The sequence below is a fragment of the Bradyrhizobium sp. HKCCYLRH3073 genome, from assembly GCF_051167995.1.
Classification (GTDB): domain Bacteria; phylum Pseudomonadota; class Alphaproteobacteria; order Rhizobiales; family Xanthobacteraceae; genus Bradyrhizobium.
In genome coordinates, this window is the sequence record NZ_JBNPUD010000003.1 from 35425 (window position 1) to 54519 (window position 19095).

17 protein-coding genes are annotated in these 19095 nt (G+C 65.7%); 6 read left to right on the forward strand and 11 right to left on the reverse strand.

Translation table 11 applies throughout. From position 1 onward, the window contains the following. Positions 1 to 25 precede the first annotated feature (25 nt). Together ACQR1X_RS07810 and ACQR1X_RS07815 are read right to left on the reverse strand one after the other, a co-directional pair. The gene (locus tag ACQR1X_RS07810; protein ID WP_315800332.1) at positions 26 to 1252 is read right to left on the reverse strand and encodes an ABC transporter substrate-binding protein; all 1227 of its coding nucleotides are present in this window, start codon (positions 1250 to 1252) and stop codon (positions 26 to 28) included. Positions 1253 to 1503: 251 nt separating this feature from the next. After that, positions 1504 to 2163, reverse strand: a complete 660-nt coding sequence (locus ACQR1X_RS07815) for a TetR/AcrR family transcriptional regulator (RefSeq protein ID WP_315800331.1) — start codon at positions 2161 to 2163, stop codon at positions 1504 to 1506. Positions 2164 to 2323: 160 nt separating this feature from the next. On the opposite strand from ACQR1X_RS07815, the gene ACQR1X_RS07820 reads away from it, so the two are divergent. From ACQR1X_RS07820 to ACQR1X_RS07830, 3 genes are read left to right on the forward strand one after another with little or no spacing between them, the layout of a single operon-like run. Further along, entirely contained in the window at positions 2324 to 3256 is a 933-nt protein-coding gene (locus ACQR1X_RS07820; RefSeq protein ID WP_315800330.1) for a DUF3313 family protein, read from the forward strand. Further along, positions 3253 to 4494: a patatin-like phospholipase family protein gene (locus ACQR1X_RS07825; RefSeq protein WP_434898618.1), complete on the forward strand. Its 1242-nt coding sequence runs from the start codon at positions 3253 to 3255 to the stop codon at positions 4492 to 4494. Before ACQR1X_RS07820 ends, ACQR1X_RS07825 begins: the two co-directional genes overlap by 4 nt. 35 nt (positions 4495 to 4529) lie before the next feature. Then, positions 4530 to 4832 (forward strand): hypothetical protein, encoded by a 303-nt coding sequence (locus ACQR1X_RS07830; protein ID WP_434898619.1) that lies wholly within the window; start codon positions 4530 to 4532, stop codon positions 4830 to 4832. 227 nt (positions 4833 to 5059) lie between these two features. On the opposite strand, the gene ACQR1X_RS07835 is transcribed toward ACQR1X_RS07830, so the two are convergent. The 5 genes from ACQR1X_RS07835 to ACQR1X_RS07855 form a co-directional block, all read right to left on the reverse strand. Beyond that, positions 5060 to 5806 carry an SDR family NAD(P)-dependent oxidoreductase gene (locus ACQR1X_RS07835; RefSeq protein ID WP_316180961.1) on the reverse strand — a complete coding sequence of 249 codons (747 nt, stop codon included), beginning with the start codon at positions 5804 to 5806 and terminating at the stop codon, positions 5060 to 5062. A 207-nt stretch (positions 5807 to 6013) separates the two neighbouring features. Next, a complete protein-coding gene (gene purF, locus ACQR1X_RS07840) occupies positions 6014 to 7546 on the reverse strand; it encodes an amidophosphoribosyltransferase (RefSeq protein WP_316180960.1) in 1533 nt (510 codons plus the stop codon). A gap of 23 nt (positions 7547 to 7569) precedes the next feature. After that, positions 7570 to 8196, reverse strand: a complete 627-nt coding sequence (locus ACQR1X_RS07845; protein WP_315712460.1) for a CvpA family protein — start codon at positions 8194 to 8196, stop codon at positions 7570 to 7572. Between the two features lie 173 nt (positions 8197 to 8369). Continuing rightward, positions 8370 to 9869: a DNA repair protein RadA gene (radA, locus tag ACQR1X_RS07850; RefSeq protein WP_316215622.1), complete on the reverse strand. Its 1500-nt coding sequence runs from the start codon at positions 9867 to 9869 to the stop codon at positions 8370 to 8372. A gap of 19 nt (positions 9870 to 9888) precedes the next feature. Continuing rightward, on the reverse strand, positions 9889 to 10614 hold the full coding sequence (locus ACQR1X_RS07855; protein WP_316215623.1) for a sulfite exporter TauE/SafE family protein: 726 nt from the start codon (positions 10612 to 10614) through the stop codon (positions 9889 to 9891). 285 nt (positions 10615 to 10899) lie between these two features. On the opposite strand from ACQR1X_RS07855, the gene ACQR1X_RS07860 reads away from it, so the two are divergent. Together ACQR1X_RS07860 and ACQR1X_RS07865 are read left to right on the forward strand one after the other, a co-directional pair. Continuing rightward, positions 10900 to 11202, forward strand: a complete 303-nt coding sequence (locus tag ACQR1X_RS07860) for a hypothetical protein (protein WP_315800323.1) — start codon at positions 10900 to 10902, stop codon at positions 11200 to 11202. A 206-nt stretch (positions 11203 to 11408) separates the two neighbouring features. Further along, a complete protein-coding gene (locus ACQR1X_RS07865) occupies positions 11409 to 12227 on the forward strand; it encodes an LssY C-terminal domain-containing protein (RefSeq protein ID WP_316180955.1) in 819 nt (272 codons plus the stop codon). A 15-nt stretch (positions 12228 to 12242) separates the two neighbouring features. Here ACQR1X_RS07865 and ACQR1X_RS07870 read toward each other — a convergent pair whose 3' ends face one another. The 4 genes from ACQR1X_RS07870 to ACQR1X_RS07885 form a co-directional block, all read right to left on the reverse strand. Next, the gene (locus ACQR1X_RS07870; RefSeq protein ID WP_434898620.1) at positions 12243 to 13814 is read right to left on the reverse strand and encodes an MFS transporter; all 1572 of its coding nucleotides are present in this window, start codon (positions 13812 to 13814) and stop codon (positions 12243 to 12245) included. 6 nt (positions 13815 to 13820) lie between these two features. Beyond that, complete coding sequence (locus ACQR1X_RS07875; RefSeq protein WP_434898621.1) at positions 13821 to 15632, reverse strand: amidohydrolase; 1812 nt, start codon at positions 15630 to 15632, stop codon at positions 13821 to 13823. Between the two features lie 242 nt (positions 15633 to 15874). Beyond that, positions 15875 to 16675 carry a hypothetical protein gene (locus tag ACQR1X_RS07880; RefSeq protein ID WP_434886003.1) on the reverse strand — a complete coding sequence of 267 codons (801 nt, stop codon included), beginning with the start codon at positions 16673 to 16675 and terminating at the stop codon, positions 15875 to 15877. A gap of 96 nt (positions 16676 to 16771) precedes the next feature. Beyond that, entirely contained in the window at positions 16772 to 18268 is a 1497-nt protein-coding gene (locus tag ACQR1X_RS07885; protein ID WP_434898622.1) for an amidase, read from the reverse strand. A gap of 529 nt (positions 18269 to 18797) precedes the next feature. Between ACQR1X_RS07885 and ACQR1X_RS07890 the strand changes: the two genes are divergently transcribed. Beyond that, a complete protein-coding gene (locus ACQR1X_RS07890; RefSeq protein ID WP_315800317.1) occupies positions 18798 to 19091 on the forward strand; it encodes a GlsB/YeaQ/YmgE family stress response membrane protein in 294 nt (97 codons plus the stop codon). Positions 19092 to 19095: the final 4 nt, after the last annotated feature.

The window sequence follows — 19095 nt, forward strand, 5'->3', positions numbered from 1 at the left end:
GCCAGCCCGGACCGATGCGGGACGATTACTTCTTCACCAGCGGGCACTCGCTGGCCTCGAGCGGCTTGGCGGCGTCCTCGGCCGGGATCGTCGCGATCAGCTTGTAGTAGTCCCACGGATATTTGGACTCTTCCGGCTTCTTGACCTCGAACAGATAGGCCGGGATCAGGCGGCGTCCGTCGGCGCGCAGCGGGCCCTTGCCGAACAGCGGATCGTCGGTCGGGATCTCCTTCATCTTGGCCACGACCTTGGCGCCGTCATGCGGATTGCCGCCCATCGCGTCCAGCGCCTTGAGGTAATGCAGCGTGCCGGCATAGACGCCGGCGACCGTCATCGACGGCATCGTGCCCTTTGGCGACACCTTCTGGAAACGCTTGGACCATTCGCGGGTCTTGTCGTTGAGATCCCAGTAGAACGACTCGGTGAAGGTCAGGCCCTGCGCCACCTTCAGGCCCAGCGCATGCACGTCGTTGACGAACAGCAGCAGCGCGGCGAGCTTCTGGCCACCCTGGACGATGCCGAATTCGGCGGCCTGCTTGATCGCGTTGGTGGTGTCGCCGCCGGCATTGGCAAGGCCGATGACCTTGGCCTTGGACGACTGTGCCTGCAGCAGGAAGGAGGAGAAGTCGGCGGTGTTGAGCGGGTGCTTGACGGAGCCGAGCACCTTGCCGCCATTGGCGGTGACGACCGCCGAGGTGTCGCGCTCCAGCGCATGGCCGAACGCGTAGTCGGCGGTGAGGAAGAACCAGCTGTCGCCGCCGGCCTTGGTCAGCGCCTTGCCGGTGCCGTTCGCCAGCATGTAGGTGTCGTAGGTGTAGGAGATGGTGTTGGCGTTGCAGGCCTTGCCGGTGAGGTCGGCGCTCGCGCCGCCGGAATTGATCAGGACCGAGTTCTTCTCCTTGACCAGATTGGAGATGGCCAGAGCAACGCCGGAATTCGGCGTGTCCATGATCACGTCGACCTTCTGGGTGTCGATCCACTGCCGGCCGATATTGACGCCGATGTCGGGCTTGTTCTGGTGGTCGCCGCTGATGACCTCGATGGTCCAGCCCTTGGCCTTCATGCCGGAATCTTCGACCGCCATGTTGACGGCTGCGACCGAGTTCGGTCCGCCGATGTCGGCATAGAGGCTGGACATGTCGTTGAGCACGCCGATCTTGACGACCTTGTCGTCGGCGAAGGCGGAGCCGGCAAAGCTGAGCGTGGTGGCGGCAAGCAGCGCGGCCATCCGCCGCGCCTGAGACGTCGTCATCAAAGTCCTCCCTGGTGTCGTGTCACGGCGGGGCTTCTTGGGCGCCCCTTGCCGTCTGTCTCCCTGGATAGCCGGTCTTGTGAGTTGCGGCAATGTGCCAAAAGGCGCGAGGCGCGCCCAAGGTTTGTGCGTTTCGCTTGAGCGTTAACGCTGGGCGTACAGGCCCTGCAAGAATACCGTTGCTCATCATGAGGCCCGTGACCGACGCCTTCCACGATCAGGTCATGCTCGGCTGAGCACGGCGCGGTAGCTCATGAGGGCTCGACGATGGGCGTCGAGCCGCGGGCCTTTCTGGTCTTGTCGCCGACCGGCGAGGGGGCTGCGGGCGGCCGCAGGAAGCGCGTCAGCATGATGCGCAGATGTGCGGTGCTCTTCTTGATGTCGACGTTCGGATTCCGGATCGGCAGCGCGCGTGCGCCGTCGACGATCGCGAACAGAATATTGGCAGTCGATTCGGGATCAAGGCGGGGATCGACGTCGCTGCGCCGCTGCGCCTTGATGAGAAAATCGACCAGCAGCGCCCGCATCGCGCGCGCATGGGCGTGGACGATGGCGGCAAAATCGGCATTGCGGCAGGCCTCGGCCAACGCCTCGGCGCTGAGGACCTGGGCCTGCGGCTGATGAATGCTGGTGCTCTCGAGCTCCTGCACCAGGGCGTCGATCACGTCGGGTGAGGCCAGGATCGCCTGGAGGCGCGCTGCGGCGTGGCTCAGGTTCTGGTCGACCAGCGCCTGGATCATCGCCTCCTTGCTGGGGAAGTAGTGGTAGAGGTGGCCTGGGCTGATCTTGGCGGCGGCGCAGATATCGGTGGTGCTGGCGCCGTGAAAACCGTTCCGGACGAAGCACGACAACGCCGCCTGGAGAATCTCCCGGCGCTTCTGCTCGTGCTTGACCGGATCGACCTTTCTCATCACGCGTCTCTCATCACACGTCCTGTCGGGCCAACTCTCGCCACATTCGCCGTTTCCGCCAACTGCTTGTAATATAAAATAATATTTCGCGCCGCTCTAATCTAGAGAATTTGATCTAGTTTAGTTGGACAAGCGTTTCGGCTTGTGAGACTTAATTAGAGTGAGCTATCTATCAATGGGTCTCGCCGGTAAGATGCGCCTCGCCCCGCTGAAGTCGACGGCCCTGATTTCCCTGGCGCTGGCAACGGCCGGCTGCGCCACCGCTCCGCTGGAGCGGGCCGGCTCGCTCAAGAATTACGATCGTCTCGCCGACGCCAATGGCTTGGTGACGCGCGCGCAGATCAAGGCGAACAAGAAGGAGCTGCTCGAGGCCAGGACGATCCGGATCGAGCCGACCGCGTTTCCGCCGCGTCCCGACATCGCCTTCGACGAGAACGAGCGCAAGCTGGTCGCCAACGCCATCAGCCGGGAAATGTGCCTGCGGCTCAGCGAGCGCTTCCGCATCGTTGCGCTCGGCGAGGAGGCGGATCTGACGATCAAGGCGACCGTCACTCACGCCACGGCGACCAACGCGACCGCCTCGGCCGCCTCGCAGGCGGCGTCGATCGCCAAGAGCGTCGCGCTGCCGGGCGTCCCGGTGCCGGTGCCACGGTTGCCGGTCGGGCTCGGCACGCTGTCCGTCGAGGCCGAGGCGCGCGATTTCGCCGGCTTCCAGAAGGCCGCGATGGTGTGGGCGCGCGGCGCCTCCTCGGTGTCGACCGCCCGCATGGCCAATGACGGCGACGCCTACGACCTCGCTTCGGAGTTCGGCGCCGATTTCGCCAGGCTGGTATCGACCGGCGAGTCGCCGTTCTCCGGCGTCCCGTCGCTGGCCTCGCTGCCTTCGGTGTCGAGCGTGCCCGCCAAGCTCGGCGGCGCTCCCAAATATGCCGCATGTGAGCAGTACGGACGCTTCCCCGGCCTGAAGGGCTTCGTCGGTGCCGGTCTGGGCCTGCCGCCGGGCTGGACCGACAAGGGGGCCGACGAGGTCAAGCCCGGCGTGCCGCCGCCGGCGCCGGAGATCGCAAGCGTGGAGCAGCAAGCGTCGCGATGAAGTCTGCCGCCTCCTTCCGCGCGATGGTTCCGCGTATCCTGCTCGCATGCGCCGCGTCGCTGCTGCTGGCGGCGTGCGCAGCCGTCATGCCGCGCAACGCGCTGCCGGAAGCGGCTGCCGTCAGCGCCGACCCGGTCGGCTTCCGCAACGTGCGCTACTGGGGTGACGAGCCGGCGCCGCGCTTTGCCGAGGCCGCGATGTCGCGCGCCTCGGCCGAAATCCCGATCTCGCGTCCGCTGAATTTCCTCGCGATCTCCGGTGGCGCCGAGAACGGCGCATTCGGCGCCGGGCTGCTGGCCGGCTGGGGCGAGTCCGGCAACCGGCCGTCGTTCGACATGGTGACGGGCGTCAGCTCCGGCGCGCTGATCGCGCCGTTCGTCTTCCTGGGGCGCGAGCACGATGACAAGCTGCGCGAGATCTTCACCGCCTATGAGCGCAAGGACATCTTCACGGTCAACATTCCCGGCCTGCTGCAGGGCTCGGCGCTGGCCGACAACACGCCGCTGTCGCGGCTGATCGAGAAATATGTCGATCGCGAGTTCCTGCGCGATGTCGCGCGCGAGAGCAGCAAGGGCAGGGTGCTGCTGGTCGGCACCACCAATCTCGACGCGCAGCGGCCGGTGCTGTGGGACATGGGCCGCATCGCTGCCGCCGACACGCCCGAGGCGATCGCGCTGTTCCGCCAGGTGCTGCTGGCGTCCGCGACCGTGCCGGGCGCTTTCGCCCCGGTTCGCATCAAGGTGCGGATCGGCGACAAGGATTACGACGAGCTGCATGTCGATGGCGGCGTCACCCGGCAGGTCTTCATCGGCCCGTCGGTGCTGCGTCTCGTCTCCGGCCGCGGCCCGCGCCGGAGCGTGAGCGGCGCGCATCTCTACGTCATCCGCAACGCCCGCATCGATCCGCAATGGGACAGCGTCGGCGCCGACGTGCTCTCGGTGACGCAGCGCTCGCTGTCGACCCTGATCAAGAACCAGGGCATCGGCGACATCTACCGCATCTACTCGGTGGCGAAATTCAACGGCATCGACTTCAACTTGGCCAGCGTGCCGGCCGATTTCCAGGCCAAGGCCGACGGCCCGTTCGATCGCACCTACATGACCGCGCTGTTCGATCGCGGCTTCGACATGGGCCGTCGGGGCTATCCCTGGGTGAAGAGCCTGCCCGGGCTGCAATCCAACGAGCATGGCATCACGGCGCAGGGGACCACGCGCACCATGGCAGCGGCCGCGCGATGAGCTTCCGCCGGACCTGCTCGCGATTGACGCGGCCCATGCCCTGGCGTTCAGCGCTGCGGAGCGCGGCGCTGTTGACATCCGTGCTGCTCGGCGGCTGCGCGACCTCGGGCACGACGCCATCATCCGACACGGCGCAGTACGGCAACACGTACAACTATCTCCCGGTGAACGACGTGCCGCATGACGAGCAGCGCCCGGTGCTGTCGGTGGAGCAGCAGGAAAAGCTGCGCAAGGAGCTGACGGCGGTGCGCGATCGTCAGGTGCCGGCCACGGCGAAGCCCGTCCCCGCGAAGTCCGCTGCCGCAAAGCCTGCGGCGGCGAGTCCTGCTCCGAAATAGCTGCCGACGCAGATCGGCTCACAAGTGGTCGGGGCACGAACGGGTTGACGCGTCGTGCGTGAGAGGCGTGGTGCCGACCACGTCCGCCGCTGTCGTCCCGGCGAACGCCGGGACGGATACCGCGTGATGCGTGTTGGGAAAGACGGTCTGCGTCGTCATCGTCGCCCACCACGACCGCCGGTGGCTATCGGTCCGGCGTTCGCCGTACGGTGAGGGGAGCAACGATCTCACGCCGGCGGCTGAAAGCTCTTCAGCGTGCGGGTCTTGTACTCGTACAGTTTGCCGGTCTCGGTCCAGGACGGCAGGCACATCGGCACGATGAAGTCGGCGACCTGCTCGGGCGTCTCGAGCGTCATCGGGTCTTCACCGGGGAAGACCGTGGCGCGCATGCGGGTGCGGATCGGGCCCGGGCTGAACAGGTTGACGCGCAGCGGCGTGCGCTCGGTCTCGTGCGCCCACACCCGCGCCAGCGTCTCCAGCGCGGCCTTGGTGACGGCGTAGGGGCCGAGATAGGCCTGGGCCTTGTGGGCGGCGCCTGAGGTGAGGAACACGGCGCGGCCTGCGTCGGAGGCCTTCAGCAGCGGCTCCATGCAGCGGATCAGCTGGAAGTTGGCTGAGAGGTTGACGGCGACGACGTCGTTCCACGGCTTCAGGTCGATATGGCCGAGCGGCGAGGACGGGCCGGGCACGGCGGCATTGCCGACGAGGATGTCGAGCTTGCCATGGCGCTCATGCAGCGCGGCGCCAAGACGGGCGATGCCGTCGCTGTCGGTCATGCTGAGCGGCACCAGGGTGGCGCCGTTGCCGGTCTCTTTCCGGATCTCGTCGTCGAGCTCCTCCAGCCCGCCCTGGGTGCGGGCGACGGCGACAACATGCGCGCCGGCGCGCGCCAGCGCGCGGGCGGTCGCATGGCCGATGCCGCGCGAGGCGCCGGTGACGAGGGCAATCCGGTTGGCGAGGGGAAGGGTGGTCATGGCCGCTATTCTCTCAGACGTCGTCCGGGCCAGGCGCACGATTGCGCGCCCGGAGCCGGGACCCGTACTCCTCGGCGGTTATGAGGGAGTTGGACCGTCGTGGCTAGTCCTAGCCGCCCAACGATCGCTGGTGGCTATGGTCCTGGCATTCGCAGAGACGACGGGCAACCGCGCATCGCCCCGGAACGACGGCGTGTGGAAAGAGCCTCAGCTCGCTTCCGCCAGCAGCGAGAGCTGCTGCTGGGGCGGCTCGACGAGTGACTGGTCGGTGAGATGGGTCGGATAGCTGCCGGTGAAGCAGTGGTCGGCATATTTCGGCGCTGCCGGGTCGCGGGCGGGCTCACCCATCGCGCGATACATGCCGTCGATCGACAGGAAGGCGAGCGAGTCCGCGCCGATCAGCTGGCGCATCTCCTCGAGCGAATGCGTCGCCGCGAGCAGGCCGCCGCGATCCGGCAGGTCGATGCCGTAATAGTCGGGGTAGAGGATCGGCGGCGAGGCCAGGCGGAAATGCACCTCGGTGGCGCCGGCGTCGCGCATCATGCGCACGATCTTGCGCGAGGTGGTGCCGCGCACGAGCGAGTCGTCGATCAGGATGATGCGTTTGCCTTCGATCGCGGCGCGGTTGGCCGAGTGCTTCATGCGCACGCCGGATTCGCGGATCGCCTGGGTCGGCTGGATGAAGGTGCGGCCGACATAGTGATTGCGGATGATGCCGAGCTCGAACGGCACGCCGGAATGCTGGCTGTAGCCGATCGCCGCCGGCACGCCGGAATCCGGCACCGGCACGACGACGTCGACCTCGGGGTGGCTTTCGCGCGCGAGCTGCGCGCCGAACGCCTTGCGCACCTCGTAGACCGAGCGGCCGCCGACGACGGAATCGGGACGGGCGAAGTAGATGTATTCGAACACGCAGGGACGTGCCGGCTTCGGCGGGAACGGCTTGTGGCTGTGTGCGCCGGTCTCGTCGAAGATCACGACCTCGCCGGGCTCGATGTCGCGGATGTAGCGCGCGCCGATCATGTCGAGCGCGCAGGTCTCCGACGCCAGGATCGGGCAGCCTTCGAGCTCGCCATAGACCAGCGGACGGATGCCCAGGGGATCGCGGGCGCCGATCAGCTTCTTGTTGGTCATGCAGACCAGCGAGTAGGCGCCTTCGAGCGCGCGCAGCGCCTCGATGAAGCGGTCGATGAAATTGGTGCGGCGGGAATGCGCCACCAGATGCAGGATCACCTCGGTGTCGCTGGTCGACTGCATGATGGCGCCGGCGCGCACCAGCTCGCGGCGGAGCGTGAGCCCGTTGGTGAGGTTGCCGTTGTGGCCGACCGCGAAGCCGCCGGCATTGAGCTCGGCGAACAGCGGCTGCACGTTGCGCAGGATCGTGGCGCCGGTGGTGGCATAGCGGACATGGCCGACCGCGGCGTTGCCGGGCAGGCGCTCGATCACCTCGCGGCGGGAGAAGGTGTCGCCGACCAGGCCCAGGCGGCGCTCGCTGTGGAAGCGCGCGCCGTCATAGGAGACGATGCCGGCGGCTTCCTGGCCGCGATGCTGGAGCGCATGCAGGCCCAGCGCAGTGATCGCGGCGGCATCGCTATGCCCATAAATGCCGAACACGCCGCACTCCTCGCGCAGCGTGTCTCCGTCCAGGTCTGGGTCTCTGAGGTAGGCTTGAGGTCCGAAGTCCAGATCCGCGTGAGTATCCGCTTGGGCTTCGCCGGAAGAATCGTGGTGCAGGTCCATCGCGCCTCTCTTCTGGGCTGAGCTCACTTGGCCGCGGGTTTCTCGATCAGCTTCTTCAAGCTGTCGCGGGCAGGCTTGCTGTACCCATCGCCGCCCGCTCCGGGCGACTCGGTGTCAGTCTGGTCGTCGTCCGGCTTGTTCTTCTTGAATTTCTTTAAAATGGTGTTCTCGGGATCATCAGGCAAGAGCGACATCAGCCAATCCCCGGTTCCCTGCAGGACGACGCGGGATTTGGCGCCGGTGACCCAGTCCGGGCGCTGCTTGTCCGGCACCAGCCAGCTGAAGAACAGGAAGGCGACCACGACGATCAGCAGGCCACGGCCCAGTCCGAACAGGAATCCGAGGGTGCGATCCAGCGCGCCGATGCGCGAATCGAGAATCATGTCGGAGATCTTGACCGTGATCACCGAGACGATGAGCAGGGTGCCCACGAAAGTACCGGCGACGACGACGACGCTGGCGACGGTATCATTGTTGAAATAGGTCTTCGCGGTCGGCAGCAGCTTGGAGAATGAATAAAGCGTGACCAGGGCGGCCGCGCCCCAGGCCGCGATCGACAGCACCTCGCGCATGAAGCCGCGGACCATCGCGAGCAGCCCCGACACCAGCATCACGCCGAGCAGGATGAGATCGAGGATCGTTATCGGCATCGGCTGCTCAGGTCCGCTTCACAGGTCCAAGGTTCGCTTCGAATCGACGGAGGACCGCCCCTCCAGGTGGAGGACAGCGAGGTTCCCCGGCAAGTCCGGACGCTGCACGATCCCGTGTGGGCGACCGGTTGCGGCGTTGTATAGCGGCGAGTCACGCGAACGTCACGGTCCGGCTAGCCGTCCTGGCGGCGGAATCTCGCTGGTGTGGCATTTTTTTCGGCAGGGCGCGGTCCGCGGCGGCCGTGGTCGCCGTCATCGTCGTCCTGCCGGGTCGTCTCATGGCGGGCACGAGGCGTGCCGCGCGCGGCGATGTCGGCCACCAGGCTGGTCAACCCGCCGACGGTATTGAGGCTGAGCCCGGCGTCGCCGCCGGCCTCGCCGCGGGCGCGCTCCGGCAGCACCACGCGCAGAAAGCCGAGCTTGGCGGCCTCCTTCAGCCGTGCCGAGGTCTGCGCCACCGGTCGGACCGCGCCCGACAGCGAGATCTCGCCGAAATAGACCGCATCGGACGGCAGCGGCGCGTTGACCAGTGACGAGACCAGAGCTGCGGCCGCGGCGAGATCCGCCGCCGGCTCGTTGATGCGCAGGCCGCCGGCGACGTTGAGATAGACGTCGTGGCCCGACAGCTTGACGCCGCAATGCGCCTCCAGCACGGCCAGCACCATCGACAGCCGGCTCGGATCCCAGCCGACCACGGCGCGGCGCGGCGTGCCGAGCGAGGTCGGCGCCACCAGGGCCTGGATTTCGACCAGCACGGGGCGGGTGCCCTCGATGCCGGCAAAGACCGCCGTGCCGGGGCTGCCGAGATCGCGCTCCGACAGGAACAGCTCGGACGGGTTGGTCACCTCGCGCAGGCCCAATCCGGTCATTTCGAACACGCCGATCTCGTCCGTCGGGCCGAAGCGATTCTTGACCGAACGCAGGATGCGGAACTGCTGCGAGCCCTCGCCCTCGAACGACAGGACCGCATCCACCATGTGCTCGACGACCCGGGGGCCGGCGATCTGGCCGTCCTTGGTGACGTGGCCGACCAGGATGATGGCCGCGCCGGATTTCTTGGCGAACCTGATCAGCTTCTGCGCCGAGGCGCGCACCTGGGTCACCGTGCCCGGGGCCGATTCCACGGTGTCGGTCCACATGGTCTGGATCGAATCGATCACGATCAGCCGCGGCACGCCGCCCTCGGACAGGGTCGCGATGATGTCCTCGACCGAGGTCTCAGCCGCCAGTTGTACCGGCGCATCCGCAAGCCCGAGGCGCTCGGCGCGCAGCCGCACCTGGGCGACAGCTTCCTCGCCGGAAATGTAGACCGCGCGATGGCCCGCGCGCGCCAGCATCGAGGTCGCCTGGGTCAGAAGCGTCGATTTGCCGATGCCGGGATCGCCGCCGACCAGCAGCACCGAGCCGCGCACGAAGCCGCCGCCGGTGACGCGGTCGAGCTCGGTCATGCCCGACGACAGCCGCGGCGCGTCGATGGTCTTGCCGGTCAGCGATTCCAGCTGGAAGGTGCGGCCCTTGCGCTTGGAGCGCAGCGACACCGGCGCCGAGGTTGCCCCCGTCGTGTCTTCCTCCGCCAGCGTGTTCCACTCGCCGCAGGCCTCGCATTTGCCCTGCCAGCGCGAATAGGCCGCGCCGCAGTTCTGGCAGACGAAGGAGAGCGTGGTCTTGGCCATGAGGTGAGAATCGGTGCGGTCAGGAGTGGTTGGCGTTCCATAACATACTTAGGCCTGCGGCCAGCATGATGCCATCCATCACCACGCGGAACACATCCGGCTTCATGTGCAGCACGAAACGCTTGGCGACGAAGGCGCCGGCCATCAGCGAGCCGCCGGCGATCAGACCTTTCAGCAGGATGTCCGGCGTGAGCGCGCCGAAGCGCTGGAAGGTGATGGATTTGGACACGTAGAGCCCAAGCGAACTCGCGGCCTCCGTGGCGAGGAAGGCGCCTTTCGACAGCCCGTAGAACAGGAACAGCGGCACGCTCAGCGGCCCGGTCGAGACCACGATGCCGGTCAGATATCCGATCACGGCACCGCCGGTCGCGAGATGCCAGAGGTTGGCCTTGAGATCGTGCCGCGCCAGCCAGTGCCGCACCGGCACCATCGCCATCAGGAACAGCCCGATGGTGATGTCGACGGCGTGCGACGGCAGGATCAGCAAGGTGCGCGCGCCGAGTGCGGCGGCCGGAATCCCGGTGACCGAATAGGCCGCGCAGGCGCGCCAGTCGACCTCGCGCCACCACGCCAGGATGCGCGACAGGTTCGCCATCACGGCGGCGACCGCCATGATCGGCACGGCCTCCTTCGGCCCGTATTCATAGGTCAGCACCGGCATCAGCATGATCGACGAGCCGGTGCCGACGATACCGGACAAGGTGCCGGCCACGAGGCCAACCGCGAGCACGAAGAGGAAGCCCAAGAAGATCGTCTCCGCGCTCGGACGAGATCTCTCTCCGCGTCGTTGCGAGCGAAGCGAAGCAATCCAGGCTGTGCGTGCCCCTGGATTGCGTCGTCGCGGAGCCTGCCCTCGGGCTCGCCGCAGGCGAGACTCGAGGGGCTCCTCGCAATGACGGAGTCGGAGAGATGCGTCCCGTGGTTAACGGCTCGTTCGAGCCGACTCGAAATCGGCGATGATTGTGCGTCCGCATCATTAAAAGTTGAAGCGTATTCCTCGCAGGTCCGCTGATGTTCTCGGACGATGACGATGAGCAAAACGCCAATGTCCTTGCAGATGCGGCCGTCCATGACGGCAACCGCCGATGCGGAGTTCCCCTGGTTCACGGCTGCGATGCTGGCCATGGAAGCCGGCGAGGTCATCCGGCTCCGGCTGGAGAAGTTCGCGCGCGGCGAAGCCGATGCGGGCGAGGAGGCTGAGCTGATGGTCAGCGAAAAGATCGCCGCAGCCCTGGAGGCGACGGCGAAGCTGATGGCCGGCGCGAGCCCGGCGGCAGTCGTCGATCTCTATCGGGACTATGTCGCGGCCAACGCCGAGCGGCTGTCGGCCTAAGCCCTGCGCAGTCCGATTGCGTTGGACTGCGGATGTCGAGCCACCGAGCGTGGACGAGCTGGTCGAAACGCCGCCGGCTGGGCCGTTTCATGCGTTCAGGTGCGGTGTGTTGCCATTGTGATGAAGATCGGACACCTTCCCGAAACCACCGACTGCCGCTCACTTCCTTTCGCCGGACCGATCGAGTGCGACTGCTCATACGCCTCATGCAACGCGTGCTGGTCGCCGGGCTGGGGATCTTCACGGTCTGGCTGATCGTCTTCGTGGTGTTCGAGACCGCGAACCGCAGGCTGCCCTGGATTGCCGCAGTCGGCGTCAGCTACGCGTTCGCGGCCTATGTCGTTCTGCCACGCGTGATCCGGTTGAGCCTCAGGATTCTTCAGAAGCGGCGAGTGCCCAGCTACACGATCACGGGGGATGGATTGCCCGGCGACCCCGTCAATCTCGCCCTGGTCGGGACGCTCCAACAGCTTCGCGCAAGCTTTGCTGCGGTCGGTTGGTCTGAAGCGGACCGATTGGGCCTGACGAGCTCCTGGGCCATGATCCGCGCCTTTGTCCTCGATGCGCCTTACCCCGCCGCTCCGTTCAGCACGCTCTATCTGTTCGGGCGCGGCCAGGATATCGGCTTTCAGAAAGCCATCGGCAACAGCCCGCGAAAGCGCCATCACGTCAGGTTCTGGGCTGTTGGCCTGGCACACGCAGAGCAAACCTGGAATGCAGGCGATTTCTGGTCCAACGCCGATCAGCCGGCGGTCGATGAATCCGCTCTGTGGGTCGGCGCCGGCACGAAGGACACCGGCCTGTCGTTCACCCGATTGACGTTTCAGGTCACGCACGCCACCGATCCGGATGTCAACGCCGAGCGGGACTACATCATGGCCGAACTGATCAGGACACGATCGATCGAGACCGTGGAGCTGTACAAAGCTGGTCAGAGCCTCCCCGAGCGGGTCAATCACTACGTGACGGACGGAGACATTGCGTTGGCGAGCCTGTTGGTCTCCACCGCAGACGACGACACATGATTTGCCGTCGTCTGTCTAATGGACATGCTGACGAGCCTCTGTCGATGTCGTCCGTTCTGCCCGGGGCCGGACCAGGAAGGCGGTGCCGAGCAGGACGAGCATCGCCACGCAGACGACCGTCAGGAACGCCTGATCGAAGGCATGGTGAGCGTGCGAGGTGACGATGGCAGCGAGCTCGGTCGGCAGCCGCTCGGCAGCGATCAGCGCCTCGTCGATGCTGTCGCGCGCAGCGGAGGGAATGCCGAGGCCGCCGGGCAGAACCATGAAGGCCGTATAGACCCCGGACAGGATGCTTCCGAAAATGCTGATGCCGATGGTGCCGCCGAGCTCGAACGACACTTCCTCGATCGAGGCGGCCATGCCTTCGCGGCCTTCGGGCGCGTGATTCATCACGGCGTTGGAGGCAGCCGCGATGGATGCGCCGAGCCCGAGCCCGTTGATCGCGATGCAGATCAATTGCAGCACGAGGCTGGCGTTGTAGCAGAGCAGGTAGCCGGCCGCGCCGATGCCTGCGATCAACAGCGCGCCGGACATCGTGGTGGCGGCTCCCACGCGACGCAGCATGAGGCTTGCGAGCGGCCCGCCGATGAATGCGCCGAGCGGAGCCGGCAGGATGTACAATGCCGCCTGCAGCGGCGAGTAGCCGAGGACGAGTTGCAGGCGCTGGCTGATCGCGAGCTCGGTGCCAGCAATGGCAAGTGAAGCCACGATCGCGGTGATCACGCTGAGCGTGAACTCGACGTTTCGGAACAGGGTGAAGTCGAGCAAGGGATCTTCGAGACGCAATTGACGGCGCACGAACACCGTCAACATGATGGCCGTCGCAACAGCCGTGCCGGCAAGGACGACATAGGACGACTGGCGACTGCCGAGCTCCTCGACGACGTAGGCGAAGCCGATCAGTCCGGCCATCACCTGCGCTGAACCGAGGAGGTCCCAATCGCGCTCAGCACGATCTCGCGGCGCAGGAATCAGCAGCAGGCCGGCGGCCAGCGCCAGGACGACGAGCGGCACGTTGATCAGAAAGACCGAGCCCCACCAGAAATATTCCAGCAGGACGCCGCCGACCAAGGGGCCGACCGCCGCCCCGCTGGACGCAACGGCTCCCCAGATCGCGATGGCGAGCGCCCGTTCGTGGTCATCGGAGAAGGTGATGCGAATGATCGACAGCGTCGCCGGCATCATCAGCGCGGCGCCGATCGCGAGCAGGACGCGTCCGCCAACCAGGATCGTGGCGGTCGGCGAATAGGCGGCGACGACCGAGGCCAGTCCGAAGACGATGAGGCCGGCGACGAATGTCCTCTTGTGCCCGACGCGGTCGCCGAGCGAGCCGAAGCCGGGAAGCAGGCCGGCGACGACGAGCCCGTAGGCCATGACGATCCACAATTTCTCCGAGGCGGTTGCTCCGAGCTCATGGGTCAGGCTGGGCAGCGCCGTATAGAGCACAGTCATGTCGATGACGACGAGCGCCAGCGCGCCGGAGACGGTCAGGAGGATCAGCCAGCAAATGCGCTTCGACGTCGGCGAATCCGCCGGCGGAAGACTTTGTTCAGTCCGCGCATTCGCCATCTCGCGCACCGTCATCATTCCCGTTCAGAGTCCGTCGCGATGTGTGATCCGGCCGTTCATCATCGTCAGCTGAACGTTCACCTTGCCGATCTCGTGTGGCCCGACATCGAACAGGTTCTTCTCGAGCACGATCAGATCGGCCAGCTTCCCGACCTTGATGGAGCCGATCTTATCCTCCATGCGCATCTGATAGGCTCCGTTGATCGTGTAGCCTCGAATGAGCTCCGGCAGGCTCAGGCGTTCGGTCGCGGGCGGATGGACCAGGCCGTCGGGCTTGCCGGGCTCCTGACGCGTATGGCCGGCCTGCACCGCCTCGAGCGGCTTGACGACGACCTTGGAGCCGGTCGCCAGGGCATCCATTCCGAACGACACCGTGACGCCTTGGTCGATGAACGTCTTGAAGGTGTACATGCGGCTCCAGCGTTCCTCGCCGTAGAGCTCGCGGATGCGACGCTGGCTCGTGTCCGGCACGCCCCACTGGATCTGGGTGTTCGCGATCACGCCGAGCTTTCTGAAGCGCGCAATGTCCGAGGGCGCAGTGAGGAACGCGTGGCAGATGGTATGGCGGCGGTTGCCCGGGCCATGCTTGCCGAACGCGGCTTCGTATCCATCCAGGCTCATGCGTACTGCGGCGTCGCCGACGGTGTGAAGATGCGTGTCGATTCCCTCTGCATGTGCCTGGCGCAGGATTCGGTTCAACACGGGCGCTGGCAGCAACGGTTCGCCGCGCCAATCCGGACTTCCGGCATAGGGATCGAGCAGATAGGCGGTGCGAGTCAGCTCGGTGCCGTCGACGAGCAGCTTGAGCACCTCGGCCTTGACCAGCGGAGTGCGATAGCGCTTCCGGTACGCCCGAATGATCGGCAGCGGATCGACGTTGGGATCATTGTGATAGAGGCAGCCGATCACGCGTTGCAGCAGCTTGCCGCGCCTCTCGAGGTCGACCAGCATGTCGAAACCGTGATGCTGCTCGGTCGGCCAGGCGCTGAAGCCGGCATCGAAGAAGGTAGTGATGCCGGCGGCCGCCAGCTTGGGCTGCCATTCCTCGATGGCGGCGGCGGTCGACTTGAGGCCGAACGGTTCGATGCCGTGCTTTTCGAGCGTCTTCAGCACCGCGAACAGCGCGGGCACTTCCAAAATGAAGCCGGTCGGCGCGCCATTGGGATCCTTTTCGTACCAGGAGGAGCCGGGTACGACGTCGCGTGGGGTGGCCTTCGTGATGCCGGCCATCTCCAGCAGCTTGGAATTGACCCAGTAGCTGTGCAGATCGCAACTGACGAGCAGGACCGGCCGGTCAGGGAAGATCGCGTCCAGCGGTTCCTTGCGCGGACCCGAGGCCGGAAACGCGCCCGCGATCCATCCGAAGCCGAGAATGAACTTCTCGTCGGAACGCGTCTTGGCGTAATCGCGCAGGATCTCGTAGATGCGCTCGGGATCTTCCTCGTTGACCCAGGCGCCGCGAGCAAATGCGAGCGTGCAAAGATGCCAATGCGCTTCGACGAAGCCCGGCATCAGCATACGGCCATCGAGGTCGATGACCTCAGCCTCGCGTCTGGCAAACTTCATCGCTCCGGCGTCGTCGCCGACATAGACGATTTTGTTTCCCTTGACGACGACCGCCGTCGCCCAGGGCTGCGAGTCTTCCACAGTATAGACGCGCCCGCCGCGAAACACGGTCGTGCGGCTGGAGGCGGCAAAAGCCTGAGCCGGCCCGGCGGCCGCGAATGCTGCGGCGGCAGCCGTGGTTGCAACCATCCGGCGACGGGTCAGTCCGCCGCCCTCCTTGTTCGACGCCGCAAACAGCGAACCGAGGGCTGAGCCGCATGCGATGCACATTGTCCTGCTCCGAACGCCCGCGCTCCGCATGAGCTGCGTCGTCTACCAATCGAACGCGAAACTACGTCTCTCCGCGCATTCCAGGATTGACCGCGATCAAGTCGGCCTCAAACTAGGCGAACGTGCGTACGCACACCGAAGTTCTGTTTGCTGATGGCGAAAATTCAAATCGAATGCCTTCAGACCGGATCGCAGACCGGATCACTACTCACGGCCACAGCGGCCGTTCGATCCGAGCAGAATCATTTTGGAAACAGGAAAGCCAGACTCGCCCGAAACTGCCAATGCGATGCCTGGTCCGGCTTCAGCAGGTTGTAGTAGACGCCCACCTCGGCATTGATCGGCTGCTTGTCGACCATGAAGAGCTTGCCCACGCCGACGCCGATCGGGACGACCCAGCGATCATTGCCCTTCGCGAGCCAGTTCGCCGTGATGATGGGACTCGAGCTGATGTAGGACCCGTCGGAGAAGTTGTAGGTCACGAAGTACTGCAGCATCATCTGGTTCACCGGCGCGCGGTCGCTCGGACCGGCAAACGACCAGATGTTGTTGGCGAGTACCCCGAGCACCCACGGACCCGGCATGGTCAGCGCGACGAGGGTCGGACCTGCGCTCCATTTTCCCGAACCGAGGGCGGGATCGGTCGCCGACGGATAGGAAAAGGTCGGGCCGACACCCCAGATGAGGGCGCCCGAATGCGACGGGGTGAGCGCGAAGATCTGGTTGATGTCGCCGACCCCGCCGATCCGGCCCTGCTCAGGGGAGAAGCGCACCTGGGCGATGCCGGGAATGGTCGTGCGCGTCACCAGATTCCAGTCGGCATTGAGCTCGAACGGGATGACCGGCTCGATCTTGAAGACGTCGGCCGTCTGCCGGTACGGGCCCGTATTCGGCATCGCGATGTTCTCGAGGCCGACGCTGATCGTGTCCGCGATCGGGTTCTGCGCCGCCTTGGCCAGATCTTCGAGCGACGGCGCCCTGGCCTGCTGTGCCAGGGCGCCGGAGTCATGGCAGAGCGCCGCGATCAGGAGCGACAGAACCACACGTCGAAAAGCTCTCGGAATCCTTGTCGACCTCGCTGTCGAAGCGCTGCTCTGGCAGCCATTGTCTCGCGTCCGCACCGTATGGCCCCGCTTGCATCAGGTGAAGGTCGGGAAACGCTCGCCCGCGAACAGGGAGCGCCGGAGACGGGACCAGTTGGACGCGAACTGGAACGTGTCGAGATCGGTGTAGGTCTGGCCGATCACCTGCATGCCCGCGGGCATGCGGTCCTCGACCAAGCCGAGCGGGACCTCGACGACGGGATAGCGGTTGAGCAGGTTCCAGTGCCACGTCAGCGCCAAGTTCAGGCCGGTGCCCACCCACGGGTCCACCTTGTTGTCCTTGCTCTTGAACATGTCGGCCCCGACAAGAGGGGTTGCCATGGTCGGCATGAGCAGGATGCGGTAGCCCTTGCCGAACACGCGCTGCTGGACCTGGCGGTGCAGCCGCTGCAGCAGCTCTTCGGCTTCTTCGGCCTGGCGCGGTCCGACCGGGCCGACCTGGTCGAGCATTTCGGTCATGTAGGGCGAGAGCTGATCGCGATGCGCATTCGAGATCTCGATCGCGGTGCCGATGGACGTCGACATCAGCCCACGGATGAACACCATCTTGTGGGCCTTCGTGAAGCCGCAATCGACCTCGTCCACCGTGCAACCCGCGGCGCGCAGCGCCGCGATGCCTCCCAGCATCGCCGCCTTCACGGACGGGATGGCCTCCGCAATGCCGGCGCCCCAATCGACGGCGATGCGCCACCCGGAAAGGCGCGGATAACGGGTGGGATAGTCGAGGCGAGGGCGCATCGCGGCCATCACCCGCTCGGACGGACCGACGATCGCGTTCTGGAGGCGGACGAGGTCGTCGAAGCGCCGCGCCATCGGGCCCGAGGTCGAGAACGGGATTTCCCCGCCGGCCACGCGTCCGAACGGCGGCCTGAAGCCATAGAGGCCACATTGTGAGGCGGGAATTCGGATCGAGCCGCCCATGTCGGAGCCGAGGGCGAGCGTCGTGAAGCCCGCGGCCAACGCCGCGCCGGACCCCGCCGACGACCCGCCCGGAGAATATTCGAGATTCCATGGATTGCGCGTCGTGCCCCAGGCGCGGGTGGATGCGCCGAGGAAAAGATAGAATTCCGGCACGGTCGTCTGGAACGGCATCACGGCGCCGGCCGCCTCGAGCGAGTCGATGATGGCCGCGTTCTCCGTTGCCGGCGGCGAGTCCTTGTAGATGAGCGAGCCCTGCGTCGTCCGCCAGCCCGGCCTGGAGAACTCGTCCTTGATGGCCACCGTGATCCCTTCGAGCGGCCTCGGATTGCCGCGCCGATAACGGTCTTCGGACTGCTTGGCCTCCTTCATCGCCTGGTCGAAGTGCTCGTAGGTGATGCAATTGACCTTCGTGTTGTAGGCTTCGATCCGCTTGATCTGCGCCTTCAGGAGATCGACCGGCGACGCCTTGCGGGCCCGGAACATGGCGGTGAGATCGGCGACCGATGCGTAGCAGAGCGGATCGGCGGACTCGGCCCGCGCGGCCGGCAAACCGAGTTCGGACGCGACCAACGCCGCTCCCGCGCCTTTGATGAGCATTCGTCTGTCGATCATATACGCCTCCGTATTTCCGGGAATCGGTCCGAGTATTTCGATCTGATCGTGAGGTGACGATCCGAGAAAGACGTGCCCGCTCTGCGGGAAAGACACTATTCCCGATTCCGCGGATCGTATGAACTCGGGGGAACTACGTAGTCCATTGCGTGCGAAGCGTTCGCATGAGCTGCGCGTGTTCGAGACGAATAGGTTAGAATGATTGTCAATTCGGAATAACTCCGCGACTTCGAAGCGGAATCGCCATTCGAAGCAAGCAGGGCCGCATCACGTTGTGAGGGACGCCGGCCTGCGCATCGTGCAGTTCGCGATCAGGTCGCGAACTCATCCGATCTGCTCAGCTCATGGCAACGAAATCGATGTAACCTGCAAGTGCGCGATTCGCGCGGCTCTGCGAGCGCGACCCCTGATCTGGCTGCATCCGTGGAGCAACCGGCGGTCCCGCTTCGCTCGGCAACGTGCTCTCATGATCTTGCTGCTGGCCGTGATGCTCCTACCGAAGTGCGACGGCAAACCGACGGAGTGAAGAATGTTCACACTGGTACATGCAGGGACTTGGCTCGTCGTCGGCTTGATTGGTGGCGGCCTTGCCGGAATCCTGGTGAAGCGCCGCCGGGCAGGTTTCGGGCTCCTCACCAACATCGGATTGGGGTGCGTCGGCGCCCTCATCGGCGGTGTCCTGTTCAACATGTTCGGGTTGTTTCCAGGCATGGGCAGCATCGTCATTTCGCTGCGCGATGTCGTCGCGGCGTTCGTCGGCTCGCTCGTCCTGCTGGCGGCAATCTGGCTGTGGGGCGTAGCACGCGAACCGAGTCCGCGCTGAGCCG

Excerpts from the sequence above, each read along its gene's own strand:
- ACQR1X_RS07810 (WP_315800332.1), bottom strand. The coding sequence starts at position 1,252 with ATGACGACGTCTCAGGCGCGGCGGATGGCCGCGCTGCTTGCCGCCACC.
- ACQR1X_RS07815 (WP_315800331.1), bottom strand. The coding sequence starts at position 2,163 with ATGAGAAAGGTCGATCCGGTCAAGCACGAGCAGAAGCGCCGGGAGATT.
- ACQR1X_RS07825 (WP_434898618.1), top strand. The coding sequence starts at position 3,253 with ATGAAGTCTGCCGCCTCCTTCCGCGCGATGGTTCCGCGTATCCTGCTC.
- ACQR1X_RS07830 (WP_434898619.1), top strand. The coding sequence starts at position 4,530 with ATGCCCTGGCGTTCAGCGCTGCGGAGCGCGGCGCTGTTGACATCCGTG.
- ACQR1X_RS07835 (WP_316180961.1), bottom strand. The coding sequence starts at position 5,806 with ATGACCACCCTTCCCCTCGCCAACCGGATTGCCCTCGTCACCGGCGCC.
- purF (WP_316180960.1), bottom strand. The coding sequence starts at position 7,546 with ATGGACCTGCACCACGATTCTTCCGGCGAAGCCCAAGCGGATACTCAC.
- ACQR1X_RS07845 (WP_315712460.1), bottom strand. The coding sequence starts at position 8,196 with ATGCCGATAACGATCCTCGATCTCATCCTGCTCGGCGTGATGCTGGTG.
- radA (WP_316215622.1), bottom strand. The coding sequence starts at position 9,869 with ATGGCCAAGACCACGCTCTCCTTCGTCTGCCAGAACTGCGGCGCGGCC.
- ACQR1X_RS07860 (WP_315800323.1), top strand. The coding sequence starts at position 10,900 with ATGAGCAAAACGCCAATGTCCTTGCAGATGCGGCCGTCCATGACGGCA.
- ACQR1X_RS07865 (WP_316180955.1), top strand. The coding sequence starts at position 11,409 with ATGCAACGCGTGCTGGTCGCCGGGCTGGGGATCTTCACGGTCTGGCTG.
- ACQR1X_RS07870 (WP_434898620.1), bottom strand. The coding sequence starts at position 13,814 with ATGATGACGGTGCGCGAGATGGCGAATGCGCGGACTGAACAAAGTCTT.
- ACQR1X_RS07875 (WP_434898621.1), bottom strand. The coding sequence starts at position 15,632 with ATGTGCATCGCATGCGGCTCAGCCCTCGGTTCGCTGTTTGCGGCGTCG.
- ACQR1X_RS07885 (WP_434898622.1), bottom strand. The coding sequence starts at position 18,268 with ATGATCGACAGACGAATGCTCATCAAAGGCGCGGGAGCGGCGTTGGTC.
- ACQR1X_RS07890 (WP_315800317.1), top strand. The coding sequence starts at position 18,798 with ATGTTCACACTGGTACATGCAGGGACTTGGCTCGTCGTCGGCTTGATT.